Source organism: Gelidibacter salicanalis (assembly GCF_007997285.1).
Lineage (GTDB): Bacteria > Bacteroidota > Bacteroidia > Flavobacteriales > Flavobacteriaceae > Gelidibacter > Gelidibacter salicanalis.
This window is the reverse complement of record NZ_VORX01000002.1, coordinates 647,142-673,122: the sequence shown is the minus strand read 5'-3', so window position 1 is coordinate 673,122 and position 25,981 is coordinate 647,142. Positions and strand designations below refer to the sequence as shown.

The 25,981-nt window shown below is 37.5% G+C and carries 24 protein-coding genes; 8 read left to right on the top strand and 16 right to left on the bottom strand.

What is annotated here, in order from left to right; translation table 11 throughout:
* Positions 1-119: 119 nt before the first annotated feature.
* The gene (locus ES711_RS06080) at positions 120-650 is read right to left on the bottom strand and encodes a lipid-binding SYLF domain-containing protein (protein WP_146891392.1); all 531 of its coding nucleotides are present in this window, start codon (positions 648-650) and stop codon (positions 120-122) included.
* 224 nt (positions 651-874) lie between these two features.
* On the opposite strand from ES711_RS06080, the gene uvrB reads away from it, so the two are divergent.
* A complete protein-coding gene (gene uvrB / locus ES711_RS06075) occupies positions 875-2,878 on the top strand; it encodes an excinuclease ABC subunit UvrB (protein WP_146891389.1) in 2,004 nt (667 codons plus the stop codon).
* 255 nt (positions 2,879-3,133) lie between these two features.
* On the opposite strand, the gene ES711_RS06070 is transcribed toward uvrB, so the two are convergent.
* Entirely contained in the window at positions 3,134-3,535 is a 402-nt protein-coding gene (locus tag ES711_RS06070; RefSeq protein WP_146891386.1) for a TerB family tellurite resistance protein, read from the bottom strand.
* A gap of 264 nt (positions 3,536-3,799) precedes the next feature.
* On the opposite strand from ES711_RS06070, the gene ES711_RS06065 reads away from it, so the two are divergent.
* Together ES711_RS06065 and ES711_RS06060 are read left to right on the top strand one after the other, a co-directional pair.
* Complete coding sequence (locus ES711_RS06065; protein WP_146891383.1) at positions 3,800-4,606, top strand: alpha/beta hydrolase; 807 nt, start codon at positions 3,800-3,802, stop codon at positions 4,604-4,606.
* Between the two features lie 286 nt (positions 4,607-4,892).
* Positions 4,893-5,150: a DUF1456 family protein gene (locus tag ES711_RS06060; protein ID WP_146891380.1), complete on the top strand. Its 258-nt coding sequence runs from the start codon at positions 4,893-4,895 to the stop codon at positions 5,148-5,150.
* Between the two features lie 104 nt (positions 5,151-5,254).
* Here the strand turns inward: ES711_RS06060 and sucC are convergent, their stop codons facing one another.
* On the bottom strand, positions 5,255-6,445 hold the full coding sequence (gene sucC, locus ES711_RS06055) for an ADP-forming succinate--CoA ligase subunit beta (protein WP_146891377.1): 1,191 nt from the start codon (positions 6,443-6,445) through the stop codon (positions 5,255-5,257).
* 237 nt (positions 6,446-6,682) lie between these two features.
* Here sucC and lysA point away from each other — a divergent pair, with 237 nt between their 5' ends.
* Both lysA and ES711_RS06045 read left to right on the top strand, forming a co-directional pair.
* Positions 6,683-7,897, top strand: coding sequence for a diaminopimelate decarboxylase (gene lysA / locus ES711_RS06050; protein ID WP_146891374.1), 1,215 nt, complete (start codon positions 6,683-6,685; stop codon positions 7,895-7,897).
* A 99-nt stretch (positions 7,898-7,996) separates the two neighbouring features.
* On the top strand, positions 7,997-9,031 hold the full coding sequence (locus ES711_RS06045; protein WP_146891371.1) for an AI-2E family transporter: 1,035 nt from the start codon (positions 7,997-7,999) through the stop codon (positions 9,029-9,031).
* Between the two features lie 61 nt (positions 9,032-9,092).
* Here the strand turns inward: ES711_RS06045 and ES711_RS06040 are convergent, their stop codons facing one another.
* The gene (locus ES711_RS06040; protein ID WP_146891368.1) at positions 9,093-10,340 is read right to left on the bottom strand and encodes a M23 family metallopeptidase; all 1,248 of its coding nucleotides are present in this window, start codon (positions 10,338-10,340) and stop codon (positions 9,093-9,095) included.
* Positions 10,341-10,586: 246 nt separating this feature from the next.
* Here ES711_RS06040 and ES711_RS06035 point away from each other — a divergent pair, with 246 nt between their 5' ends.
* Positions 10,587-11,360 (top strand): DUF1206 domain-containing protein, encoded by a 774-nt coding sequence (locus ES711_RS06035; protein ID WP_146891366.1) that lies wholly within the window; start codon positions 10,587-10,589, stop codon positions 11,358-11,360.
* A gap of 190 nt (positions 11,361-11,550) precedes the next feature.
* Here ES711_RS06035 and ES711_RS06030 read toward each other — a convergent pair whose 3' ends face one another.
* From ES711_RS06030 to ES711_RS05985, 10 genes are all read right to left on the bottom strand, one after another.
* Positions 11,551-12,429 (bottom strand): PPK2 family polyphosphate kinase, encoded by an 879-nt coding sequence (locus ES711_RS06030; protein ID WP_146891364.1) that lies wholly within the window; start codon positions 12,427-12,429, stop codon positions 11,551-11,553.
* A gap of 38 nt (positions 12,430-12,467) precedes the next feature.
* Entirely contained in the window at positions 12,468-13,013 is a 546-nt protein-coding gene (locus ES711_RS06025; protein WP_146891361.1) for a hypothetical protein, read from the bottom strand.
* Positions 13,014-13,023: 10 nt separating this feature from the next.
* Complete coding sequence (locus ES711_RS06020) at positions 13,024-14,187, bottom strand: sigma-54-dependent transcriptional regulator (RefSeq protein WP_146891358.1); 1,164 nt, start codon at positions 14,185-14,187, stop codon at positions 13,024-13,026.
* A 458-nt stretch (positions 14,188-14,645) separates the two neighbouring features.
* Entirely contained in the window at positions 14,646-15,959 is a 1,314-nt protein-coding gene (locus ES711_RS06015) for an ABC transporter permease (RefSeq protein WP_146891355.1), read from the bottom strand.
* Between the two features lie 2 nt (positions 15,960-15,961).
* A complete protein-coding gene (locus ES711_RS06010) occupies positions 15,962-16,888 on the bottom strand; it encodes an ABC transporter ATP-binding protein (protein WP_146891352.1) in 927 nt (308 codons plus the stop codon).
* Between the two features lie 255 nt (positions 16,889-17,143).
* A complete protein-coding gene (gene dnaJ / locus ES711_RS06005) occupies positions 17,144-18,268 on the bottom strand; it encodes a molecular chaperone DnaJ (RefSeq protein WP_146891349.1) in 1,125 nt (374 codons plus the stop codon).
* 44 nt (positions 18,269-18,312) lie between these two features.
* On the bottom strand, positions 18,313-18,843 hold the full coding sequence (locus tag ES711_RS06000; protein WP_146891346.1) for a nucleotide exchange factor GrpE: 531 nt from the start codon (positions 18,841-18,843) through the stop codon (positions 18,313-18,315).
* Positions 18,844-19,112: 269 nt separating this feature from the next.
* Positions 19,113-20,039, bottom strand: coding sequence for a TIGR01777 family oxidoreductase (locus ES711_RS05995; RefSeq protein WP_146891344.1), 927 nt, complete (start codon positions 20,037-20,039; stop codon positions 19,113-19,115).
* Positions 20,040-20,243: 204 nt separating this feature from the next.
* Positions 20,244-20,954: a tRNA (5-methylaminomethyl-2-thiouridine)(34)-methyltransferase MnmD gene (gene mnmD, locus ES711_RS05990; protein ID WP_146891341.1), complete on the bottom strand. Its 711-nt coding sequence runs from the start codon at positions 20,952-20,954 to the stop codon at positions 20,244-20,246.
* Between the two features lie 3 nt (positions 20,955-20,957).
* Complete coding sequence (locus tag ES711_RS05985) at positions 20,958-21,464, bottom strand: DUF4920 domain-containing protein (protein ID WP_146891338.1); 507 nt, start codon at positions 21,462-21,464, stop codon at positions 20,958-20,960.
* Between the two features lie 115 nt (positions 21,465-21,579).
* On the opposite strand from ES711_RS05985, the gene ES711_RS05980 reads away from it, so the two are divergent.
* Complete coding sequence (locus ES711_RS05980) at positions 21,580-22,647, top strand: branched-chain amino acid aminotransferase (RefSeq protein WP_146891335.1); 1,068 nt, start codon at positions 21,580-21,582, stop codon at positions 22,645-22,647.
* Positions 22,648-23,048: 401 nt separating this feature from the next.
* Here ES711_RS05980 and ES711_RS05975 read toward each other — a convergent pair whose 3' ends face one another.
* A complete protein-coding gene (locus tag ES711_RS05975) occupies positions 23,049-23,435 on the bottom strand; it encodes a pyrophosphohydrolase domain-containing protein (protein WP_146891333.1) in 387 nt (128 codons plus the stop codon).
* Between the two features lie 125 nt (positions 23,436-23,560).
* Here ES711_RS05975 and ES711_RS05970 point away from each other — a divergent pair, with 125 nt between their 5' ends.
* A complete protein-coding gene (locus tag ES711_RS05970) occupies positions 23,561-23,746 on the top strand; it encodes a hypothetical protein (protein ID WP_146891330.1) in 186 nt (61 codons plus the stop codon).
* 124 nt (positions 23,747-23,870) lie between these two features.
* Here the strand turns inward: ES711_RS05970 and ES711_RS05965 are convergent, their stop codons facing one another.
* A complete protein-coding gene (locus ES711_RS05965; RefSeq protein WP_146891327.1) occupies positions 23,871-25,922 on the bottom strand; it encodes a dipeptidyl-peptidase 3 family protein in 2,052 nt (683 codons plus the stop codon).
* Positions 25,923-25,981: the final 59 nt, after the last annotated feature.

The window sequence follows — 25,981 nt, the reverse complement described above, 5'->3', positions numbered from 1 at the left end:
TGATTATAAGCGGAACACTTTCCCTTAAATGTGGAAGAAAAAAAACGTCCATGATATTTTTTAATCACGGACGTTCCTCTTCTACAAATTGATCTCTAATAAATCATCTAAGAGAGGTTTTAAAAAGATTTAAAACTAAATTTCTGACCTCCTACAGAGGCATCAGCCATAAGTCCTGCCTTAGGTAATGCGAACGCGACAACACCGTCATCATACCCTGCAGTAACGGCTACGCCAGACTCGACGGCCACCGCTGAAGCTTCTGCTGAAAATTCGAAATGTCCTTCTTTAAACTTGGCTAAATCTGATGCTGTTTCAAAAAAGATGACCTCTATGATTGCCTGACCACCGGCTTGAAAACCGATATCTAATTTTTTAAGATTAGCCATTCCGATAGCCGTCCCATTTTCATAAACAACCCCATTACCAGACGCGCCTCCGATTATGAATCCGCCTTCACCAACATTAGGAAAAAGTACGTAACCTGCAGCATTGTCAAAATAATCATTCAAGGTTTCATCGGCTTCTATAAGTTCTATTCTGGCATCATCGGCATCAGCCATAATCTTATGGTCTTTGTCATTTTGTGCAAAAACGCCAAAAGTAAGAGTCATACAAATAGCGAACGTAAATTGTTTTAAAGTTTTCATATCTTCTATTTATTTAAAAGTTTATAGCGGTCGATCTCAAATATCAATAGTTCAGTTAAAGGGCTAAGTAAGGTGATTTAAAAGTAATTTTTATAATACGGTGTGATTGACCTAAATCGGTTATTTATTAATCCAAAAGAATCGGATAAAAAAGCATAACCATCTGTTTATAGGTTATTTAAAATAGCCTCAAAATTTCAGAAAACTTTGGTTAAATTTGCAAAATGAAGTTCAAAATCAAATCAGAATTTAAACCTACTGGAGATCAACCGCAAGCCATTAAACAACTTTCACATGGCATTGATAGCCATGATAAATACCAAACTTTGCTCGGTGTTACAGGGTCAGGGAAGACATTTACGGTAGCCAATGTCATTGAAGAAGTTCAGAAGCCAACCTTGGTTTTGGCCCATAACAAAACCTTGGCAGCACAATTATACTCTGAATTCAAGCAGTTTTTTCCGGAAAATGCTGTCGAATATTTTGTGTCGTATTATGATTATTACCAACCCGAAGCCTACATTCCAGTTTCTGGGGTGTATATAGAAAAAGATCTTTCCATAAACGAAGAAATTGAGAAGATGCGTTTAAGTACGACTTCTTCCCTCCTTTCCGGCCGACGGGATGTCATTGTGGTGGCGTCCGTATCGTGTTTATACGGGATTGGTAATCCAGTGGAATTTCAAAAAAATGTAATTACCATCAAAAGGGACGAGGTCATTTCGAGAACCAAACTCCTTCATAAATTGGTGCAAAGTCTCTATTCAAGAACTGAATCTGACTTTAACCATGGAAATTTCAGAATTAAAGGGGATACCGTGGACATTTTCCCCGGATACGCTGATTATGGCGTACGTGTTCACTTTTTTGGAGACGAAATTGAAGAAATTGAAGCCTTCAATATTCAGACCAACAAAGTCATTGAGACCTATGAACGCATTAATATTTTTCCTGCTAATATGTTCGTGACCTCCCCTGAAGTTTTACAAGGGGCCATAAAGGAAATTCAGGATGATTTGGTAAAACAAGTTGAATACTTCCAAGATATCGGAAAACATTTAGAAGCCAAACGTTTAAAGGAACGTACGGAATTTGACTTGGAAATGATTCGAGAATTAGGCTATTGCTCTGGAATTGAAAATTACTCCCGCTATTTAGATGGCCGTTTACCTGGCACCCGACCGTTCTGTTTATTGGACTATTTTCCAGATGACTATTTGATGGTAGTTGATGAAAGCCATGTGACCATTTCTCAAGTGCATGCCATGTACGGAGGGGATAGAAGTCGTAAAGAAAATCTAGTAGATTATGGCTTCCGACTGCCTGCGGCTATGGATAATAGACCTCTTAAGTTTGAAGAATTTGAAGCGTTGCAAAATCAGGTTATCTACGTCAGTGCTACCCCAGCCGATTATGAACTTGAAAAAAGTGATGGTGTTTTTGTAGAACAATTGATTCGACCTACTGGTTTGTTAGATCCCATCATTGATGTACGTCCAAGTTTAAATCAAATTGACGATTTAATTGAGGAGATTCACCAACGTGTTGAAAAGGACGAACGTATTCTGGTCACCACCCTTACCAAACGTATGGCCGAGGAATTGACAAAATATTTGGACCGAATACAAATAAGAGTCCGTTATATTCACAGTGATGTGGACACGTTAGAGCGTGTGGAAATCATGCAAGATTTGCGTAAAGGTCTTTTTGATGTTTTAGTTGGCGTGAATTTACTTCGTGAAGGCTTAGATCTACCGGAAGTTTCTTTAGTAGCCATCCTGGATGCGGATAAGGAAGGCTTTTTAAGATCTAACAGATCTTTGACGCAAACGGTGGGACGTGCTGCACGGCATCTGAATGGGAAAGCCATTATGTATGCGGATAAAATCACCAATAGCATGAAGCAAACTATCGACGATACCAACTACAGACGTGCTAAACAAATGGAATACAATACAAAGCATGGTATCACACCAACGGCATTAAACAAAAGCTTGGATAGTATTTTGGCTAAAAACTCAGTGAGTACCTATAGTTATGAAATTGAAGCCGCCAAGGCAGCAGAACCGGAAAGTCAATACTTGACCAAAGATCAGTTGGAAAAGAAAATTCGCGAGAAACGAAAATTGATGGAGCAAGCTGCTAAAGCATTAGATTTTATTATTGCCGCACAACTTAGGGATGATATTAAAGCCTATCAAGGCAAGTTGGAGGAGTTGAAAGCGTAAATTTTGGTTTGAGGTTTCAGGTTTAAGGTTTTGGGTTTTGGGTTCTAGGTTTTAGGTTTTAGGTTTTAAAATAGAAATCATAATTCTGAAGATTGTAATTATGAAATGATCTGACCTTTAACTGCTCACTGATGACCGCCAACTGTATACTGAATACTAATTTTTAGTGACTGCCTACTGAAGACTGCTGACTGCAAACTGCCAACTGAATACTGAATACTGAATACTGCCAACTGAATACTGCCAACTAAATATTCAATTATACTGTAGCTTAAAAATGTCAATCAAAAAATCTGGTGGTACAATTTTATTGGGGAAACTTTCCATCAAGTCTAATACCCGATTGATGGATTCATGACTCAGGCTCATTCGCAAGCCAAAATTGTGCAACTTAACGAGTTCCTTAGAGGTAATATCCTGATCTAAATTCATCAATAATACCAATCGGTGAAACTGAACAATACGCTCACTGTGCGATTTTAAATGCACGTAAGTCACAGGAAATTCAAATAAATAATCAAAGTCGGATTGAGAAATTTCTAATTGCTTAGCAACACCCAGTAAAAATTTATATTCTATAGATTTAATGGACGCATCCGTTTGAGCAAACGCAATCATTTCCGAAAGGAGACTCAACTTTTCTACACGGTTTATCATAACAGAGGGAATCTAATTTTATCTTTATAAAGTTAGCGACAATTCTATTTTGATAATCGTTGATAATTAGTAACTTATCGAAAAATAATCTACCATACAACGTGGTTTTTTCAATTTCATACATTTATAATTCTTAAAACATTGATAATCAACACATTGTGAATATTACGCAATTCGTCGATTTTAAGACTATCAAATCTGAATTTAGGACCCTTGTAATCGGCGTGAATCCTTAAATTTGTTTTCTGAAAAATTTTAGCTAAAATGATATTTACCCGTCTTCTAATTTTTATTTGCATTGCTTGGCGCACGCTCGGTTATAGTCAACATACCCTATCTCCGCAAGTCTCTAAATTTACCATTGAAGCTCTGCAGCTTGGAACCGATAAACAGATTTGGATCTATCTCCCCAAGGATTATTCAGAAAATTCAGCGCATTATCCAACACTATATATGCAGGATGCCCAAAATCTTTTTGACGCTGCCACATCTTATGCCGGCGAATGGGAAATAGACGAATATTTAGATGCGAATGCCTCCAATAATGCAATCATCATTGGTATTGAACACGGCAATGAGAAACGCATGAGTGAATTAACACCTTATCCAAACGAGAGCTATGGTGGTGGCAATGCTGATGCCTACTTAGAATTTATCATCCACACCTTAAAACCACATATAGATAGCACTTATAGAACCTTAGAAAACGCTAAATCTACAAGTATTTTCGGATCGTCGCTGGGTGGACTTTTATTATTTTATGCTATTTTAAAACATCCTGAAGTTTTCGGGAGTGCGGGAGTGTTTTCGGCATCATTTTGGTTCAACCCTGAAATTTTTGATGTGGTGGCCGCCTCTCAAATTTCTAAAAATTCAAGGTTCTACTTTCTAGCGGGTTCTGCAGAAAGTGATACCATGGTACCCGATCAAGAAAAAATGGTGTCTCTTTTATTGGAAAAAGGAGTACCTCAACACCAGCTTACGAACATTAAGGTAGAAGGCGGGCAGCATAATGAAGCGCTTTGGCGCGAAAATTTCGGTCAAGCTTTCATTTGGTTAATGTCAGAATAACAGTATTTTAAAAACATTAGTGTCCGATTAAAATAAATAATAAATTAACAAACTCATTTAAAGCAAGGGATATTAGAAGATTTCCGAAATGAGACCTTGCATTTTAGAAACTGTTTCTACCGAGAGGGAATGTGCGATTTAAATTTATATGATCGTTGTTTGTCAGTTAGTTGCAAACAAATCTTAATTCTTTATTCTAACAGCGCAGCGGTCTTGATTCTTTTTCGGACAACAATGTTTTAAAAACTTATAATAATATAAATTTACCATCACATACATCAACATCATGACTAATAATGACATTTTTAAAAAGTTACGCGTCGCACTTCAATTGAGAGACGACGAAATAATAAAAATCCTGGAGCTCGTAGATTTCAGAATCACGAGAAGTGAATTAGGAGCCTTTTTCAGAAAGGAAGACCATCCGAATTATATGGAATGTGGCGATCAAATTTTGCGTAATTTCCTAAACGGATTGGTGATTCATTTACGGGGTCCAAAACCGGTTAAAGAGGACAAGCCAAAACCGAAGAAGAAAGAATAACAAAACATCAAGGCGTAGCGAATTTGACCTGCTTCACCTTTATAAATAAAAAAGACCTCACAGGTTTAAAACTGCGAGGTCTTTTATGATATATGTTTGATTGATTAACCCAATACCGCTTGAACTTTATCAGCAGCTTCCTGAAACTCAGTAGCACTCATAACGTCCAATCCTGAATCGTCAATTAATTTCTTTGCAATGTCTGCATTGGTACCTTGTAAACGAACAATGATTGGCACTTCAATCGTCCCCATGTTCTTATAAGCGTCAATGACACCTTGAGCAACACGATCACAACGTACAATTCCACCAAAAATATTGATTAAAATAGCTTTAACCGCTGGATCTTTTAAGATGATTCTGAAAGCTGCCTCAACACGAGCCGCATCTGCCGTACCACCAACATCTAAAAAGTTAGCTGGCTCACCACCTGCTTGCTTAATTAAATCCATAGTAGCCATGGCCAAGCCTGCACCGTTAACCATACAGCCAACGTTACCTTCTAAATCAACATAATTCAAGCCTAAAGCACCTGCTTCAACCTCAATTGCACTTTCTTCACGTAAATCGCGTAGATCTAAGTAATCTTTATGTCTGAATAATGAATTGTCATCAATAGTTACTTTTGCATCAACCGCCATAATCTTATCATCACTTGTTTTCAATACAGGATTGATTTCAAATAAAGAAGCATCAGATTTTACGTATGCTGTATATAAATTAGTGACAAATTTGGTCATTTCTTTAAAAGCAGTGCCTTCTAAACCTAAGTTAAAAGCAACACGTCTTGCTTGGAAAGGCAAAATACCTGTAGCAGGATTAATTTCTTCAGTAAAAATTAAGTGTGGCGTTTCTTCAGCAACCGTCTCAATATCCATACCGCCTTCAGTAGAATACATGATCATATTGCGCCCTGTACCTCTGTTTAACAATACAGATACATAAAATTCTTTTGTCTCACTTGCACCTGGATAATATACATCCTCAGCTACCAATACTTGGTGAACCTTCTTTCCTTCTGCTGAGGTTTGAGGAGTTACCAACTGCATTCCGATAATCTGTCCTGCAATTTCTTCAACTTCCTTAAGGTTTTTGGCCAATTTAACACCGCCGCCTTTACCACGTCCACCTGCATGAACCTGTGCTTTGATCACATGCCATCCGGTTCCGGTTTCTGCGGTCAATTGTTTTGCTGCAGCAACAGCCTCATTAGCATTTTTTGCGACATAACCTCTTTGGATACGTACTCCAAAACTGCTTAAAATATCTTTTCCTTGATACTCGTGTAAATTCATATTGATCAGTATATAATTGTTCCGTTATTAAGTTCTGAAAATGTTTCAGCTAAAGCGGAAATCTCTATTTTTATGCAGCACAAAAGTAATCAAGATAAATCTTTTAACCAATAAATTTAAGTATTGTTTGTTACGGTCTAAATCATTACATAAAAAGTTGTACCATTTTTAATGTTTCATTAGGCTTGAATAAAAAAAAGGATTTAGATTTACCGCTATTAAAATTTATAATAAAAAATGGAATACAAAACCTTACTACAAATCGCTAACGACTTCGAAAGTCCAGTTTATGTCTATGATTCAGAAAAAATTGGCACACAATATAAACGCTTAACATCTGCATTTAGTAAGGTCAAAACGTTAAAAATAAACTATGCAGTTAAGGCTTTGTCCAATATAAGCATCCTGAAATTATTTAAATCACTCGGTTCTGGCTTGGATACCGTTTCCATTCAGGAAGTTAAATTAGGGTTGAAGGCAGGGTTTTCTCCAGATCAAATTATTTATACTCCAAACGGCGTATCTCTTGAAGAAATTGAAATGGCGGCTGAACTTGGCGTTCAAATTAATATCGATAATCTTTCCATCTTGGAACAATTTGGAACACGTCATCCTAAAACTCCTGTGTGCATCAGGATCAATCCACACGTTATGGCGGGTGGAAACACTAACATTTCAGTAGGACATATTGATAGTAAATTTGGGATTTCAATTCATCAAATTCCACACCTATTGCGCATTATTGAAAACACCAAGATGAATATCAACGGAATTCACATGCATACAGGCAGTGATATTCTTGACATTGATGTGTTTTTATACGCCAGTGAAATCTTATTTGATACCGCATTGCACTTTAAGGATTTGGAGTTCATTGATTTTGGATCTGGTTTTAAGGTGCCTTATAAAGAAGGTGATATTGAAACTAATATTGAAGAATTGGGCGAGAAACTCACCAAGCGCTTCAATGCCTTTTGTAAAAAATACGGCCGTGAATTGACATTGGCCTTTGAACCAGGAAAATTCTTAGTGAGTGAAGCGGGTGTTTTTCTAACTAAAGTGAACGTGGTTAAACAAACGACCTCAACGGTTTTTGCGCAGGTTGATTCTGGATTTAACCATTTAATCCGACCGATGTTGTACGGATCGCAACATGAAATTATCAACATTTCCAACCCGAAGGGCCGTGAACGCTTTTATTCTGTAGTAGGCTATATTTGTGAAACGGATACTTTTGCAAATAACCGACGCATAAAAGAAATCACTGAAGGTGACATTTTGTGTTTCCAAAATGCTGGGGCTTATTGTTATAGTATGGCCAGTAATTACAACTCGCGTTACAGGCCAGCAGAAGTGTTATGGCACAATAAAAAAGCCCATTTAATAAGAAAGCGTGAAACCTTTGATGATATTATCCACAATCAAGTTGAGATCGATTTAGGTTCCAAATAATTGGATGTGAGTCCTTATTTTATAAAAATAATCAAGAAACTTGCATTATCTTTAATTTTCAAGGTGGTGTACTCCATCTCGAAATCATAATAGGCCTCAATGAATCAAATTTCTCCCAAATTAATACGACAAATCTTTGTCATCCTTCTTATAGTTTTTATGGGAAGTTTGATATTTAAAGAAATGCTACCCTATCTCACTGGTGTTCTCGGGGCTATAACAATTTATATCCTGTTCAGGAAGTGGATGGCGACCTTGGTTAAAAAACGCAAATGGAGCCCAACCATGGCAGCGTTATTAATTATGTTCATTTCTTTTGTTGGCATTTTACTCCCACTAGCTGGAATTGTATGGATGTTGAGCAATAAGATAGGACGCGCTGTCAATAACTCCGAGCAGGTGATTACCGCATTTAAAGAACAATTGAGCAGCATTCAGCATTATGTCGGATTTGACATTGGCTCAACTATCGATACGAGTGCCATTACCGGTTGGGTTTCTACCAATCTGCAAAATTTGGCAGGAGGCACCTTTAATGCATTTATTGCTATTGGTTTGATGTATTTTATGCTGTATTATATGTTGACCAACAGGAGAGAATTGCGTGAATCACTTACCGATTATATCCCGTTGGACAACTATAATTTAAAGGAAATAGGCCAAGAGATTCAAACAATGGTGCGTTCTAATGCCATAGGGATTCCTTTAGTAGCCATTGCTCAAGGTATCATTGCCTTAATAGGGTTTCTAATATTCGGGATCGACGAGCCTTTCTTTTGGTTCGTCATTGTGACTATTGGATCTATGATTCCATTTGTAGGGACACTTATTGGCATATTGCCGGTATTTTTGATAAGTCTTTCCTCAGGAGATACATTTCAAGCTTGGGCTATTCTAATCTACGGTTTTGTGGTAGTAGGATCTACAGATAATATTATTCGCTTATATGTCTTGAAAAAATTAGATGATGTACATCCCTTAATAACCTTAATCGGTGTTATAGTGGGTGTACCTATTTTTGGGTTTATTGGGTTAATTTTTGGACCCTTGCTGATCAGCCTATTTTTAGCTTTGGTAAACATTTATAAAAATGAATATGGCAAACAGGAATCTAACGGTGAAGAGGTGCTTTAAGCGTTTAGGAAATCTATAGTGCTAAGTAAAACTGGCCATAACCCTACTATTCATTACTAATTCATTTTTTAGTAGAACCTGTTTGTTTTTGGAGCAGCGATTGGTTTATAAATCCTTCCAAAGAATCGGCAACCTTTACATGGTACCATTGGTGGGTTTTACCTACAATAACTATGGGATGATTTCTGGGTAGATTCATCAATTCTGGAAATTTTGTAGCCGGACCAGTACGCAATTGGTTATTTTTTAATTTGGTAACGGCACTATCAAAAGCTACGATATGAGTTTCAACAGGAACATCCTGTAGCTCCACAAATGGCAAAGGATTAATCGCCCCAGATCGGGTATAGATTCCAAAGTGTAAATGTGGTGGCGTAGTTCTAGCATTACCCGTGTTGCCCACTAAGCCCAAAGTATCCCCTCTTTTTACCCGAGCACCTCTAGTCACAATAATACTATCTAAATGTGCATAGTATAGAGATTGACCCCAAAGCCCATTATGAAGCCACACTTGTTTCCCTCCTAGCCCTTTTTCCCCGGTAAATGAGACGACTCCGTCCGTTGCTGCCACAACAGGATTTCCTCTGACTGCAAATACATCGATGCCTTCATGAGATCTTTTTCCGCCATCTCTTGCCACTCCCCAACGACTACCAATGGCTGCATTACCTTTGCCAACGACAGGAAATGCAAATGAAGGTTGTGTGTACATTTTTGCGGTAAACTTTAAGGAATCCCTCAACTCGGGCTGGATAATTACCTTATATACTCCTGATCGTTCAACCGTATAACTAATGGAATCTATTTGCCAGTCATTGGAAACTAATGGCTCTTTAGAGAGTGTGGAATCTGTATTGAAGGGATATAAATCAATAAAAACTAGACCCGAATCTATATTTTTCTCCACAATTAATTTAAATACAGATCCTTTTTTTAAATTGATTTTATAAGCTAATGCTATAGCTTTATACTTAAAAGATTGTGTTGCGATGACAAAAGGGATAGGCGCTTGTAACTGATTAGTTTTGGCATTCATGAAGGCATCATTCCAAAGCGTTTCAGAAATAACATTGACATCTAAGGTCCGCAAATAAAGCTCTCTGGCTGAAGGTTTCGTTATCAAATCTGTTGCGCGTTGCACTTGAGAACATCCATATATAAAAACCCCTATGACCAATAAAAACAAGTAATTTTTCATCGGCTTAATTGTGACAGAAACCGTACCACAAAACATTTCTTTGCGCGGCTTTGCATAAAATTTAACGTTATGGAGTGCTACAAAAAAGTCATAGAAATTATCTAACGCCATTTGTAGGGGGTTTCACTTAAATCATTCCCAAAAAACAACTTCATATTTTCATTTATAATTCATCTTAAAGTTACTTGTTTAGTGTTCAAAAATTTATATATTTTTGAACAGCTTAAGGCAAGGATATGTTGTGGAGAAATTTTTACAGTCTCCATTTTCAAACTGATTCTGGCGGTGTTTGAAAGGTCTATAGAATCAAAAAAACGATTCTGTACATTAAGATGATATGTCACTAAACAAATTTTGATGAAGCTTAAAAAAGGAAATATAGCGCGTTTTGGATTGGGCGCCATGGGATTTGTTTATATAATAGTTGGATTCTTAACCGCGATGGCCGCTTTTAACTGGGGTGGCCAAAAAACTGGCACCAAAGGGGCGATAGGTTATCTGAATAGTCCCTATTTAGGAAAATTCATTTTAGTTGTGCTTGCTTTGGGACTGTTCAGCTACGTGTTTTGGCGCATGTACCAAACCCTATTTGATTCACGGAAAATAGGAACAGATTTAAACGGCCTGTTTGTAAGAGCAGGATATTTTACTGGGGCATTATTTTATGGCTCTTTAGGCGTTGTAGCCTTGAAATTGCTTTTTGGTGGTGGGTATAAGGACCAACAAAAAATAATAATAAATTTATTAAATTCAGAATATGGCAGCGTACTATCGGTGATCTTAGGATTAATATTAGGCGGCAAATGTATATTCGAAATTTACTTTATTGTTTCAAATCAGTTTAAAAAGAATGTCCAATCTTCTCAAATGCCTCCTAAGGCTAAAAATATGTTACTAAAATTTGGGGTCATTGGGCACTTGGCTAGAGCTGTGGTTTTTGGAATCATGGGATTTTTAACTCTACGGTCCGGCCTGAGCTATAGAAATGAAGAATTAAGCACCGTTACGGATGCATTTAAATTTTTAAACTATCAATTTGGTGCCTTAGTATTAAGTTTAGTGGCGGTTGGCCTTTTGTGTTATGGTTTATATATGTTTGTAAAAGCGCGTTATTTATATATTGATATGTAATGGGCTAACGATTTAATACCTAGACGAGATGTCTTGACGACTTAAAAATTTTAGCGAATTGAAATTGTAGTGTAGGTATCAACTAGATCTAGGAAAAACTCCATAAGTAATATTTTCTTATCCAAACTTTTCAAGTTCTTATATAGAGTAAGTCACAAACTTATTATAGAATTCTGAATGGATTGGTGTATTATTCGTTTTTCAACTGTTCTCTATACAACTCTAAATTGGCCTTGATATCTTCATCCAACTCGGGTTCCTTAATATCTTCATAGGTTTTTAAAGTGTCGTAAAGTACACGCGCAACTAAATAACGTGATGTCTTCTTGTCATCACAAGGAATGGCGTACCAAGGTGCGTGTGGCTTGGAAGTTCTATTGAGAACTTCCTCATAACTTTCCATATAGTCATTCCAAAGTTTTCGTTCTTCTAAATCGCCTGGAGAAAATTTCCAATTTTTATCGGCACGGTCCAAACGTCTTAACAGGCGGTTTTTTTGTTCATTTTTCGAAATATTTAAAAAGAACTTGTAAACTAAGGTGCCATTTTCTGTCAAATGTTTTTCGAAATTATTAATATCCTCAAAACGTTGGTCCCAAAACGCTCCATCAACATCTTCAACTGCATCAATTCCTGGAATATTTTCATTCATAATATACGAAGGATGAACCTTGGTTACCAAAACATTTTCGTAATGGGTACGGTTAAAAATGCCGAATTTACCACGCGCAGGAAGCGCGATATAGTGACGCCATAAAAAGTCGTGTTTAAGCTCTAAACTGGTGGGAACCTTGAAACTGTGTACTACTACACCCCGCGAATTAAAATCTTTAAACACCTCCCGTATCAAACTGTCCTTACCAGCCGTGTCCATCCCCTGAAGACACACTAAAATAGCATATTTACCATGGGCGTACATCTTATCCTGAATTTCACCCAATTCCTTTCTAATGTCCTTCAGACCATCTTTAATCGCATCTTTGGAGGCCTCTAAATCAAAACTAGTTTCCAGATCTTCTATGCGTATAGTTTCCGTTATTTTAAAATCGTCAATATTGATATCTTTCATAAAAAATTACGTTTAGAATTTTGGTTGTCTTCAAATTTTTAACTGTCTTCCTCAGTTTCTTCGTCATCCTCCTGTATCATCAAGGGATGATTATCCACTTGCAATCCTACAATTTCGATCATGTTGCTCACTGCATTAAAAAGCATGAGAACAACACTGATCAACCCGCCACTTAATAAGGATGACAACCCTAAACTGACGTAATAGATGGTTGCAAACCAAGAACTCGGCACATTATCAGCTTCAGTAATCGGAATGTTTAAGAACTGGAAAAAGATGATCGCAAATATAAAAACCGTGGTATCTATTTTCGCAATGAGCAAAATATGGGTGTAATGTTCTTTTGTGAGTTTAGATTTCGTACTTGAACTCACGCTCAATAAAGTTAACAAAAGTGCCAAAATGGTAGCAGAAGCCAAAGCAATAGTATTGCAGAGTGTATTGATGCCAGGAAGTGAAGATTTTATAAGCTCTTTAGCTTCATACCCACTAATATGCCCCATAAAATAGGCGCCTAATCCCATGATAATAGCAGAAATTATTCCGCCATAAAGTGCACGTTTGTTATAATGGGTCATTTTCATGCGCTTGCGTTTATTTAGAGGCGAACAGATTTACGTCATTCTCACTCACTTCATTTTCGCCAAGAATTATCAGTCGCTCCACAACATTGCGCAACTCTCTGATGTTCCCAGTCCAATCGTATTCTTGTAACTGCTGAATGGCTTTAGCCGTGAATTTTTTTGTGGCTGATCCATTTTCTGAGGCTATTTTATCTGCAAAATAGGAAATCAATAGTGGGATATCTTCACGTCTGTCGTTAAGGGATGGCACTTGAATTAAGATGACCGCTAACCTATGGTATAGGTCTTCTCGAAACCTGCCTTCTTCAATTTCCTTAGTCAAATTTTTATTGGTGGCCGCTACAACACGTACATCTACTTTAATATCCTTGTCACTCCCTACGCGTTGCACACGACTTTCTTGTAGGGCACGTAACACTTTAGCTTGGGCAGACAGACTCATGTCGCCAATTTCATCTAAAAACAGCGTCCCCCCATTGGCTGCTTCAAATTTCCCAGCTCTATCTTTTACTGCACTGGTAAAAGCACCTTTAACATGGCCAAAAAGTTCACTTTCTATTAATTCTGATGGGATGGCGGCACAGTTGACTTCAATTAACGGTCCTTTAGAGCGTTCACTCTTTTGGTGCAACCAATGTGCAACAAGTTCTTTCCCGGTACCATTAGGTCCTGTTATGAGAACTCGGGCATCCGTAGCTGCAACTTTTTCGATCATATCTTTAATGTGGGAAATAGCTTTACTCTCCCCCACCATCTCAAAGTTTTTGCCTACTTTCTTTTTGAGCATTTTGTTTTCGACCACCAATTCCTTTCTGTCGAGTGCAATTCGCACCGTATTGAGCAATCTATTTAAATCTGGTGGTTTTGAGATGTAATCGAAAGCGCCAAGACGCATCGTATTTACGGCAGTATCCAAATCGCCATGCCCAGAAATCATCACCATAGTGGTTTCCGGTTTTATCTTTTTGATCGCCTCTAATACTTCAACACCGTCCATTTTTGGCATTTTAATATCACAAAGTACCAAATCATAATCTTCATTTTTTATTTTTTCGATTCCGGCCAGGCCATCTTCCGCTTCATCTACTTGATAACTTTCATTTTCTTCGGAAAGAATTTTCACCAGCACTCTTCTAATGCTAGCTTCATCTTCTATAACTAATATTTTTGACATTTTTGGGTTTTAAATTTTTAAACGCTCTGTGGATCTAGAGTATCAGTTGATTTCAATACTTACTAGACTGTTTTATTACGTTTCAGTTTAATATAATTCGATGCGTCACGCAAAAGCGATTCCATAACCTCTAGTCCTTGCACGCTAGATTTCACTATAATCAAAAAAAGTGTGATTTCTAGACTCAAGACTAGCACTATACTTGATTTTGCCAGTACTTAAATAGCTCCTTCCCATAATTGAAAAAGTATCACCACAACTTGAATTTCATTTAGAGGATATCTCGTATTAGTGCAGTTAGAACCCCTTTGGTATAGCTAGCAACAATATACAACTAATCGTAAGATAGCCACAAAAAATCTCCGTAAGATCTCCTATGTTTTACCTACAAAATCAATCTTAAACGCTCCCTTAAAAATATAAAAAAACCTATTAGAAAGTGGTCTTAATAGCACTTTTTAATACCTCAGCCACTTAAATAACTCCTTGTATGTTGGTTTCTTACCGTACATTAAAATACCTACTCTATAAATTTTGGCCGCAAACCACACGGTAAATATAAAAGTGCAAAGGAGAATGCCAAAAGATAACAGTTGTTGCCAGACGGGAACCCCAAACGGAATTCGCATTAACATCACCACTGGGGAGGTAAATGGAATAAATGAAAACACCGTAGACACCGTTCCGTGAGGGTCTTCGATAACCGTAAAAACACCAACATAGACCGCCAAAACAAGTGGCATGATAATGGGCATCATAAACTGTTGGGTATCCGTTTCATTATCTACCGCAGCACCTATAGCCGCGTATAATGAGCTGTATAATAGATACCCTCCAATGAAGAAAAATAGGAAGGCCACGCACAAGTTTAAAATAGGCAAATTGACAAAGCCTGTAATGAGTTCTTGAGCCATATTTTGAGCATCTGAATTTGCCATAGCTTGGTTGATCAGTTCTTGTTGTGGCGTTTGCATCTGCATGACGTCAATCCCAAAAATGGCTGATACTACAGACAATAAAACCCCCCCGAGAATAATCCAAATGACGAACTGTGTGACCCCAGCTAACGAAGTCCCAATAATTTTACCCATCATCAACTGAATAGGTTTTACGGAAGAAATGATAATTTCAATTATTCGGCTGGTTTTCTCTTCAATGACACTACGCATAATCATATTGCCGTAGATAATGATAAACATGAACAACAAATAGCCTGCTGCACCACCAAAAGCTAGTTTAAGATAACTGTCTACCTTAGATGTTTTTTCGCCTTCAAAAGTTTCTTGGGCAATATTTACTTGAGTTTTTGACGCTAAGATTTGAGCGATATCTACACCTGCTTTTTGAAGTTTCACATCGGACAATCGCTTTTCAATTTTGCGCTCCAATCCGGAAATAATTGACAAGGATGGGGAATCATCTGAATAAAAGTTGACCGATTCCACCACATTCATGGAGTCAGAACTTTTTTTAATGAATAACAATCCGAAGTCGTTTTTAGCTTTCACCAATTCCTTTGCGCCCTTTAAAGGCATGTTATCGATTATCGAGTAGGTGGTAAATTCTGAAGTCTCAAACTCACTGGCCACAACTCCCGTTTCATCCAAGATTGAAATGGTACGTTGCTTATCGTTATTCATTTGAGATAAATAAGCAACCACAGCAATTAGGGCAATCATGATCATCGGACTCAAAAAAGTCATGACAATAAACGACTTATTACGCACCTTATTAAGATACTCTCTTTTGATGATCAGCGGTAGATGATTCATTGTTAGTTATTTTTTACTGTTTGGATGAAGATGTCGTTGGCACTAGGAATCACTTCCACAAAATGGTGAATTTCCGCCTTGGAGGTAAGAAACCTTAGCAAATCATTTGACGATGCATTTTGAGGCAGTTTGATATTCATTTTAATATCATCATTTAAGTTTTTAAAGGTGGCTGGGAATACTTCAAACTGCTCTTTGATTAACTGGGTCAGCGTTTCCGGATGCGCGGATTGTAATCCGACTTCAAAGGTATTGGTTTTGAATTGGCGTTTGACATCGGTCAATTTCCCGTCCAATACTTTATTCGATTTGTGAATCAACGCAATATGATCACACAGTTCTTCTACAGATTCCATGCGATGGGTGGAAAAAATTACGGTGGCACCTTCATCCCTTAATTGTAAAATCTCATCTTTGATTAACGAGGCGTTAATAGGATCAAAACCAGAAAACGGTTCGTCAAAAATTAACAGTTTCGGTCGGTGTAATACAGTAACAATAAACTGAATTTTTTGGGCCTGTCCTTTACTGAGTTCTTGGACTTTTTTATTCCACCAATCGCCTATATCCAATTTATCAAACCAATATTTTAAACGGTCTTTGGCTTCCTGTTTTGTAAGACCTTTTAATTGCGCCAGATAAATGGCCTGTTCCCCCACTCTCATGGTTTTATAGAGTCCGCGTTCTTCCGGAAGGTAGCCAATATCCCTAATATTATGAGGTTTTAACGGTGAACCATCTAACAGAATCTCACCAGAATCGGGCATGGTAATCTGGTTGATAATTCTGATCAGGGTGGTTTTACCTGCGCCGTTTGGACCCAAAAGTCCGAAAATGCTTCCTTTTGAAACTTCAATGGAAACATCATTTAGCGCTTTAAAGTCGCCAAAACTTTTGGAAACAGCGTTAGCAACCAATAAGTTGTTCATAAATTAGGGTTTGAATTATTCAATTTAAAGAAGCGTAAATATATTAAATGTTAGAGTTTAGGGCTCTTTATAGACTGAATTTTTTTAAATCCGATGGGTAAGTTTTTTGAGGTTAGAAATCTAAAAACATCTCTAAAAACAAAACCCACCCTTAAAAAATTAAGGATGGGAAAAAATTGCTATGAAAAAGAAAAATTATCACCAAATAAATTGGCGATACTCAAATATAGTCTTTTTTAATAAATAACTCCTTGATTATGAAAACATATCTTTTACTTTCTCAAAAAAAGATTTATCTGAACTTTCTGGTTTGGGTAGAAAATGCTCGTCATCGCGCATCCTTTCAAAAAAGTCTTTTTGTTCTTTATTTAAAGTTTTTGGGGTCCATACATTGATATGCACCAACAAATCACCTTTGCCATATCCGTTGATACTTGGAATCCCTTTTCCTCTCAAACGCAAAATCTTACCAGATTGCACACCTGGTTCTATCTTGATTCTGACTTTACCCGTAACGGTATCAATCTCTTGACTGTTTCCTAGAACGGCATCGGGTAAACTTACATATAAATCATAATGTAAGTTATCTCCTTCACGCTTTAAGGTAGCGTGTTCTTCTTCCTGAATGGCCACCAATAAATCTCCTGAAATTCCATTACCTGGCGCTTCGTTACCTTTTCCTGACACTTTCAACTGCATCCCGTCAACCACTCCCGCAGGAATTTTAACAGACACTGTTTCTTCTTGGATGACCAAGCCTTGTGCATCAGCATCAGCTGGCTTTTTGTCAATCATCTCACCAACCCCACCACACGTTGTGCAGGGTGACGCGGTTTGCATACGTCCTAAAATGGTGTTTGTGACACGCATCACTTGCCCAGAACCGTTACAGGTTGAACAAGTCTTATAGGTAGTGCCCGCTGCCTGAACTTTACGCTTAACTTTTAATTTCTTCTCGACGCCGTTAGCAATTTCCTCTAGGGTGAGCGTAATTCTGATTCTTAAATTGCTGCCTTTAACCCGTCTTTGCTGACCGCCAAAACCGCCACCAAAGCCTGAAAATCCACCGCCACCGCCAAAGCCGCCACCAAAAATATCACCAAATTGGCTAAAGATGTCATCCATATTCATGCCGCCACCGTTAAAACCGCCACCGCCTTGAAAAGCTTGATGACCAAATTGGTCGTAACGTGCCTTTTTCTCCGGGTTGCTTAGTACCTCATAAGCTTCAGCCGCTTTTTTGAACATGTCTTCTGCCGCCTTGTCGTCAGGGTTTTTATCCGGATGGTATTTAATAGCCTTCTTTCTATACGCTTTTTTAATGTCGCTAGCCGAAGCACTTTTATCTATTTTCAGTATGTCGTAATAATCTTCCTTCATTGTATGATATTTCTATTCTATTCCTTAACTAAGTACTCGCTGGTTTATGATCCTGTAATTACTTTAGGAAAACGAATCACTTTGTCACCTAGCTTGTACCCTTTTTCGATGACATCTACGATCTTACCTTTCAAATCGTCAGAGGGTGCAGGAATTTGAGTAATGGCTTCGTGCAGATCAGCATTAAAAACGTCACCTTTTTCAACGGTAACTTCTTCCAAACCTTTACTTTCTAATGTATTTTTAAATTTGTTACGGATCAATTTAACACCTTCTATCAAGTCTTTCTCATCTGACTTAATGATTTCATTAAGTGCTCTATCAAAATCATCCAAAACTGGCAAAAGTGACAGAATCACCTCTTGGCCTGCGGTTTTAAATAAATCCATACGCTCTTTGATAGTGCGTTTTTTATAGTTTTCAAATTCTGCAAATAACCTTAAAAACTTATCTTTTTCTTTACCTAAGTCTTCTTGTAACTGCTCTTCAACACTTAACTCCTCAGTTTGTGGAGTATCATTTAAAGGGTCCTCAACGTTTGATTCAACGTCTACATTTTTATCTTTTTTGCTCATCTTTTTGAACTTCATTTTAAATCTTCATTTTTCAATTGGCAAAAGTACTGCCATTAATTATAAAATGTCAAAATGTCACGAAATAATTATGGAATGTAAGTGCACTGAATTTTGAAACATGCTATAAAAATAAAAACGCAATTTATTTAGAGTATATGAACTAGAAGTTAATAAGGTTAATAGCCCTGAAATTTGGGATTAGAAAGTTTGGAAGTAAATTAGTTTAGGGAGTATAAGACCTTGGAAATAGGTTTGCCATAATAAGTCGTTTAGTCATTTGACACATTTGGCTGTAGCAAATTTTCTAATGCTGGTTGAATGTTGGAATAGATAAAATGGAAGCCAGTGTCTTCTATTTTTTTAGAGCTCACCCGTTGGCTTTCAAAGAGCAAAATATGCATTTCTCCTAAAACCAATTTCATGGCGAATTCAGGAATATTAGGTAAGATTAACGGTTTATTCACGGCTTTGGCAACCGCTTTTGTAAGTTCAGCATTGGTGATCGGGTTAGGCGCTACCCCATTGTATATGCCCTCCAATTCTTCTTGAATGACGTGTACAAAAATCTTGGACAAATCATGGACGTGAATCCAAGATTGCCATTGGTCTCCAGATCCAAATGGTGCTCCCAAACCGAGCGCTGTGGGCTTTACAATTTGTGGCAATGCACCTTCTTTATCGTCCAAAACCAATCCAATTCTTACCTTTGATACCATTAGCCCTAATTCAGCAAATTCATCTACAGCGGCTTCCCAAGTTTCCACGACTTTTCCCAAAAAGGTTGGAGAAACTTTAGTACAGGATTCTTCATAATATTTAGTAAATGAATCCGGATAGAATCCTACCGCACTTGCAGATAGTATATGTGAAATTTGATGGTTTTTAACTGCTGAAAGGGCATTCTTAAGACATTTCAGGGTGTTGACCCGACTTTCGAGAATGACTTTCTTATAACTATTGGTCCACCGTTTTGCAATGGTGGCACCAGCTAAATTAATTATGGCATCTACATCATTAAAACATTTGGCATCAATAACCCCTTCTTTAGGATTCCAATAAAATCCTTTATAGTTGTCTTGAGTCTTAATCTTTTCTTTTGATGTGGTTAAATAGTGAACAGAAATATCCTGCTCATGACAGCGTTTTACAATCTCCTTCCCAATCAAACCCGTGGCTCCTGTAATTAATATCGTCATTTATGTTGTGCTTTTTATAAAGTTAGTAAATGAGGTGTTCATAGTTTCGCACTTTACCTTAGGTTTAACATAATTAACGCCAATTTAGTGGATACAACTTCTACAAGGCTCCAATACTGATGCATGCATATGAATTTCTTAGTGAAATCTGAGCCAGAAAATGCTATTGAAACAGCCTTAAAGAGCGCTATCCAAATGCAGTTTCTACAGCTTTTTTGTAGCTCTCAACATTTCTCTTTTCCCTGGTGGCCCAGGCAGTTTTTCGATGCTAAAGCCCACCTCTAGCATCGCACGGCGCACACTGCCCTTTGCGGCATAAGTCACCAAAACACCTTCCGGTTTTAGAGCGTCGTACATGATTCTGAAAATTTCAGCGGTCCAAAGTTCGGGTTGAACGCGCGCGCCGAACGCATCAAAGTAAATCAAATCAAACTCATTCTTGGCTGTGATGTCTTTGAAAAATTTCTGCTGTTTGTGCAGCGTGAACTGAGGCGTTAATAGCGCAGCTTCTTCCCATGCACTCGTGTGCAACTGGTTAAAAAGCATGGCGCGATCTGGGACTTTTAATTCTTCTACATAGTTTAGCGCCTGCATCTCCTCTATTGAAATAGGAAACGCTTCTATACCAACATAGTCAATGTTTACCGGATAGTTTTCCGCTTCTAGTAAGGTCAAAAAGGAATTTAGCCCTGTGCCAAAGCCGATTTCTAGAATTGAGAGTTGTTCGGTACGTTCTGCTAAACTTGTTTCAAGTATTGAATAGCCCTTAGTTCCCAAGGCAAAAAGCAAACCATGTTTAATATACACGTGGTTTGCTTCTTGTATGGCACCATAAATGGAATGGTACTGTTCATCCCAATCTTCAATTTGGATGGTTTTTGAACCATCAGCCGTTGTTATAATATGTCTACGCAAATCTTATTCACCTTTTAGCAATACCCCATCTGCCTCAAAAGAAAATGTCTTTTTCGGCTCAATAATGGCAGCAATTTCTTCAGCAGATTTCCCTGCATCTTCAGCATAATGGCGTTGTTCATCTACAGGAACTTCATTTATATACGCTTTTCCATACATGATCACTTCTTGCCCAGCAATATCTTTAGGCATAAAAAAGCCGTAGTCTTTAAATTTTACCATCACTTGGTGACCGTCTTTAAGGTCAATTTTCATCCAACAACCTTTAGATTGACACACTTCGTCAACTGTCCCGATCAATTTTGTGCTGATGGTATCACCTATGGTCATGGCCCTATATGTTTCCGCCATTTCTAAGGTCGATTTTGCCGCATCCGCAGAAATCTCCTTTCCAACTGAGGTATACTTTACAACCTCTTTTTCTATGGCTTGTTCCTCCACTTTTTTATCTTCAGTTTTGCAAGCGACTACTGTTAGTAATAGCCCCAAAACTATAAGCAATTTATTCATAATCTGCTGATATCTATAAAATTTACACCGACAAATATAACTTTTTTTTAAAACATTTTTTTTGATTTTTTATACTGCAAGAAATGACTAAATTTGCACCATCAAACAAAATAAGATGACAAAACATACATCACACGAAATCGATATCGTAAAATCAGAGACTTCTAAAATTGACGCTGTTGATTTTGAAAACTTAACATTTGGGAGAATCTTTACCGACCATATGTTTATATGTGACTTTGAAAACAATGCATGGCAAACGCCAAAAATCACTCCTTACCAACCTATGACCATGGATCCCTCTGCACGAGTGTTTCATTACGGACAGGCTGTATTTGAAGGCATGAAAGCTTACAAAGATGCTGATGGCAAAATTTGGATGTTCAGACCGGAAGATAATTATAACCGTATCAACAAATCTGCAGCACGTTTGGCCATGCCAGAATTCCCTAGAGAATACTTCTTTGAAGGCATCACCAAATTGCTACAAATGGATAGCGAATGGATAAAAACAGGAAAAGGGAATTCATTATACCTCAGACCTTTTATCATTGCTACTGATCCTGCAATTTCAGCTTCGCCATCAGAGAATTATAGATTTATGATTATCTGTTCGCCAGCAAAAGCATATTATACAAGCAAAATTAAAGTTTTAGTTGCCGAAAAATTCAGTAGATCAGCCAATGGCGGTGTAGGTTTTGCTAAAGCAGCAGGAAATTATGCAGCACAGTTTTACCCAACTAGCTTAGCGCAAAAGAGAGGTTTTCAGCAAATCATTTGGACTGATGCAGACACTCATGAGAAATTGGAAGAAGCTGGGACGATGAATGTGTTCTTCAGAATTAATGACACTTTAATTACGGCGCCAATCAGCGATCGTATTTTAGATGGTGTGACACGACGCAGCATCATACAATTGGCACAAGACAATGGTATTGAAGTTGACGTAAGACCTATTACGGTTACTGAACTTAAAAAAGCGGCCAAAGCTGGCTCATTAAAAGAAATTTTTGGTGCAGGAACAGCGGCAGTAATTAGTGCCATTTCAGCTTTTGAACATCTTGAAGAGCTTTATGAACTTCCAAATATTGAAAATTCATACGCAGACACCTTAAAAGATAAAATGCTTAATATTCAGCACAATTTAGCCGAAGATAAGCACGGTTGGAGATACGGCGTATAAGACCTTCAACCCAATTAACATTTAAAACCCCAATGCAATAGCCTGACTATTCTTGGGGTTTTTGTATTAAAAATCATTGTGGTTGGGTATAGAATTAAGATTGCTGCGCTGTTAGTCCCGATAGCAATCGGGACAAGAATAAAGACTTGCTTACACCTACCTGACAAATAACGATCATTTAAATTCCAATGATCCAATAACTCTTAATAGAAAAAGATTCTAAAAAGTAAGGCTTCGTTTTTGAATGTTGAACTTGGTGTAACTCAATAGTGATTGAGCACATAACTTCAGAATCAAAAATCTTTTTCTACTAGAAATACCGTCTTGAATCCTGGTTCTTTGCTCTCTATTCTATACTCTCAAACCAACCTGCGCAACGGTTTTCATTTTCTATCCAAATATTACGCTTCAAGAATGTTCTTAATTTTAGGAACAAAATAATCAGGGCCTTTCATCACTTTTCCGTCTTCACGGTAGATTGGTTCGCCATCAGCTCCTAACTTGCTCATATTGCTTTTTTGAATTTCGTCAAACACCTCTTCAATCTTATGTTGCAACCCATGTTCTATAATGGTGCCACACAAAATATAGAGCATATCTCCTAAGGCATCCGCTACCTCAACCAAGTCATTAGAATTCGCCGCTTCTAGATATTCTTCATTTTCTTCTCGCATCAATTTATAGCGTAGTAAGTTTTTTGCCATGCCCAAATCGGCTTGAGGGGTTTCTCTATGCCCAATTTTGAACGCGGTATGGAAAGCCTTGACGGCCTCTATTTTGTTTTTCATGATATTATTTTTATTAATGGATGGTATCGGAGGAAAACTCAAACTTCGTTCAACTAATCCTCTTTTTTAGCACATCCTTGTCCCGTATTACAATAGTTTGAGTAATTTTGCATAAAAATAGCACTATGTTTACAAATGGTCAATTGATTTTTGGAGGTTTATTTGCAATTGTTTTTGCCATTGTTTTGTTTTACACCTATCGGAAGGACTTAAAACTTCACCGAAAATATTATAAAGGAAGTCTCTGGATACTGCTCGCTTTTATTGGCTTTATAGTGATGATTAGCGTGGTGAAATACATTATTGTGTGAGCTTCTGATTATTGGCAACTCACAAATTATCACAGAGCACCATTCTCAGTGACACGATTACTAAAATACAAAAAGCAGGATAGTGAGATATCCTGCTTTTCTGTTTTTGTATTGTCAAATTGAATTATTTAGTGCCTTTTAAAAAGCTGTAGGTTTTACTGTATTCTAACATTTGTGCTGGAAAAGATTCTGGCTGGGTTACTTTAATCGCAGTAATCTCACCATTATCATCCATTTCTGGCACCAATACCGGATTTACAAATCCGCTATACGGGGCACCTGTAAATTGCTCGTTTCTTTTTAAAATTTCTGCATGTATGGTTTGGTCAACTTTAACTCCATAATCCTCAACTAAGGCTTCAACCGCTTTGTAATCGCCTTCAGATTTGATACGTTGTGTTTCACGTAACAATTGTCCGAAAAGCTCGTGCAATTTGTCGTAATCGTTAATGTTGTAGTACGTTTTACCATCACGGGTTACTTTTTCAATAACATTGTCTTTTTGTCCTTTTTCAAACACCCAAGCACTCACCCACTGTCTGTTTCTCATGTGTGATTCTTCCACATCATCACCTAAATTCAGACGGATTAACTGTGTCATCAAACCGTTGCGAATATAGCCATCATAAGCAGCCATTCCCACTTTTTTCCAATCATCTACCAACCCGAGTTCTTGTAATTTCGGGTTATATAAATAATACAATCCTACCAAATCAGCACGGCCTTCTTCTAATGTAGATGCGTAAGTTTTTAGAGTTTCTTTAGTTTCGCCAATGCCAGGATTCAATTGCCCTGAAGCATGACCAATGACCTCGTGTAGGGCAGTGTGTAATTTATCTGCTACTTGTCCGTATTGTTCTTCTAACTGTAATTCTTCCTCATCGTGAACAAATTCCTTCAATCGGCCTGAACTTCCGGCATTATTATAAGCATCGATAATATTACCAAGAGAAACGGATTTACTCCCTACAGCGGCACGAATCCAGTTTGCATTTGGCAAATTGACTCCAATTGGCGTGCTTGGCGATGCATCTCCAGCTTCACCTGCTACGTTCACAACTTTATAAGTTACGCCAACGACGCTTTTCTTTTTATGTGCGTCCATTAATGGCGAATTGTCTTCAAACCATTGGGCATTATCAGATAATACCTTCATTTTTTGAGACATGTCAAAATCGTTGATTTGAACAATGCTTTCATAAGAACCTGTGTAACCTAAAGGATCATTATACACTTCTATAAAACTGTTGATGTAGTCCACATTCCCGGCAGTAGCAGCCGTCCAAGCAACGTTGTAATCATCCCAAGTCTGTAAATCTCCCGTTTTGTAGTAATTGATTAATAGTCCTAAAGCATCACCTTGAGCTTGGTTTTCAGCCACGCCTTTTGCCAACTCCAACCATTTTATAATTTCATCAATAGCCTCACCGTAAAGTCCGCCAGATTTGTAAACCAGTTCTTTAACTTGTCCATTCTCTTTTACTAATTTAGAATTCAATCCGTGAGATAATGGCTTTTCTGGGTTGGGCGATTTTTTAGCTTTGTAAAATTTCTCTACATCAGCAGTTGTCACATTTGGTCCGTAAAAATTTACGGCAGATTGGGCCACATTATCAACACCTTTGGCCTGGTTTACTTTCTTAGCGTCTTTGTCATTAAAAATAACATCAAAAGCTTCACCCTCTAAGGATGTATTGGTTTCCGCCAAAACCGTTTTTAAATAGTTCTGAGAAAATTCCGGTTTCATCTTATCGTTAGAATAATGATGATGAATGCCGTTCCCGAACCAAATTCGCTTTAAATAGGTTTCAAAAGCTTTCCAATCTTCAGACGATTTATCGCCTTCATAAGTCGTATATACGGTTTCTAAAGCATTTCTAATTTCTAGATTGTGACGGTAGTTTTGATCCCACATAATATCACGGCCTGCCAATCCTGCTTGAGTAAGATAATAGACTAATTTTTGCTCTTTTAAAGTCAAATTCTCCCATCCTGGAATTTGATAGCGCAAAATTTTAATATCGGCAAATTGCTCCACATTATAATCAAATGGTGCAGTGTTGTCTTTGTACGCAACTGAATCCGCATCTGCGACAGTATTTGTTTTTGATTCGTCTTTGCAGGAATAAGTCAAGCTCATTGCCAAGGCAATTCCGAATATCATTTTTAAGTTCATCAGTTCATTTTTTAAATTATTATACAACAAATGTAATATTTATTAAGATAGTATAAAAT

Bases quoted from the DNA above. Each gene is read 5' to 3' on its own strand.
- ES711_RS05970 (WP_146891330.1), top strand. From the start codon at position 23,561: ATGTTTACAAATGGTCAATTGATTTTTGGAGGTTTATTTGCAATTGTT.
- ES711_RS05985 (WP_146891338.1), bottom strand. From the start codon at position 21,464: ATGAATAAATTGCTTATAGTTTTGGGGCTATTACTAACAGTAGTCGCT.
- ES711_RS06060 (WP_146891380.1), top strand. From the start codon at position 4,893: ATGACTAATAATGACATTTTTAAAAAGTTACGCGTCGCACTTCAATTG.
- ES711_RS06045 (WP_146891371.1), top strand. From the start codon at position 7,997: ATGAATCAAATTTCTCCCAAATTAATACGACAAATCTTTGTCATCCTT.
- ES711_RS05975 (WP_146891333.1), bottom strand. From the start codon at position 23,435: ATGAAAAACAAAATAGAGGCCGTCAAGGCTTTCCATACCGCGTTCAAA.
- ES711_RS05980 (WP_146891335.1), top strand. From the start codon at position 21,580: ATGACAAAACATACATCACACGAAATCGATATCGTAAAATCAGAGACT.
- ES711_RS06020 (WP_146891358.1), bottom strand. From the start codon at position 14,187: ATGTCAAAAATATTAGTTATAGAAGATGAAGCTAGCATTAGAAGAGTG.
- ES711_RS06015 (WP_146891355.1), bottom strand. From the start codon at position 15,959: ATGAATCATCTACCGCTGATCATCAAAAGAGAGTATCTTAATAAGGTG.
- ES711_RS06025 (WP_146891361.1), bottom strand. From the start codon at position 13,013: ATGAAAATGACCCATTATAACAAACGTGCACTTTATGGCGGAATAATT.
- uvrB (WP_146891389.1), top strand. From the start codon at position 875: ATGAAGTTCAAAATCAAATCAGAATTTAAACCTACTGGAGATCAACCG.
- ES711_RS06065 (WP_146891383.1), top strand. From the start codon at position 3,800: ATGATATTTACCCGTCTTCTAATTTTTATTTGCATTGCTTGGCGCACG.
- ES711_RS05965 (WP_146891327.1), bottom strand. From the start codon at position 25,922: ATGAACTTAAAAATGATATTCGGAATTGCCTTGGCAATGAGCTTGACT.
- ES711_RS06070 (WP_146891386.1), bottom strand. From the start codon at position 3,535: ATGATAAACCGTGTAGAAAAGTTGAGTCTCCTTTCGGAAATGATTGCG.
- lysA (WP_146891374.1), top strand. From the start codon at position 6,683: ATGGAATACAAAACCTTACTACAAATCGCTAACGACTTCGAAAGTCCA.
- dnaJ (WP_146891349.1), bottom strand. From the start codon at position 18,268: ATGAAGGAAGATTATTACGACATACTGAAAATAGATAAAAGTGCTTCG.
- ES711_RS05995 (WP_146891344.1), bottom strand. From the start codon at position 20,039: ATGACGATATTAATTACAGGAGCCACGGGTTTGATTGGGAAGGAGATT.
- ES711_RS06010 (WP_146891352.1), bottom strand. From the start codon at position 16,888: ATGAACAACTTATTGGTTGCTAACGCTGTTTCCAAAAGTTTTGGCGAC.
- sucC (WP_146891377.1), bottom strand. From the start codon at position 6,445: ATGAATTTACACGAGTATCAAGGAAAAGATATTTTAAGCAGTTTTGGA.
- ES711_RS06040 (WP_146891368.1), bottom strand. From the start codon at position 10,340: ATGGCGTTAGATAATTTCTATGACTTTTTTGTAGCACTCCATAACGTT.
- ES711_RS06000 (WP_146891346.1), bottom strand. From the start codon at position 18,843: ATGAGCAAAAAAGATAAAAATGTAGACGTTGAATCAAACGTTGAGGAC.
- ES711_RS06035 (WP_146891366.1), top strand. From the start codon at position 10,587: ATGAAGCTTAAAAAAGGAAATATAGCGCGTTTTGGATTGGGCGCCATG.
- ES711_RS06030 (WP_146891364.1), bottom strand. From the start codon at position 12,429: ATGAAAGATATCAATATTGACGATTTTAAAATAACGGAAACTATACGC.
- ES711_RS06080 (WP_146891392.1), bottom strand. From the start codon at position 650: ATGAAAACTTTAAAACAATTTACGTTCGCTATTTGTATGACTCTTACT.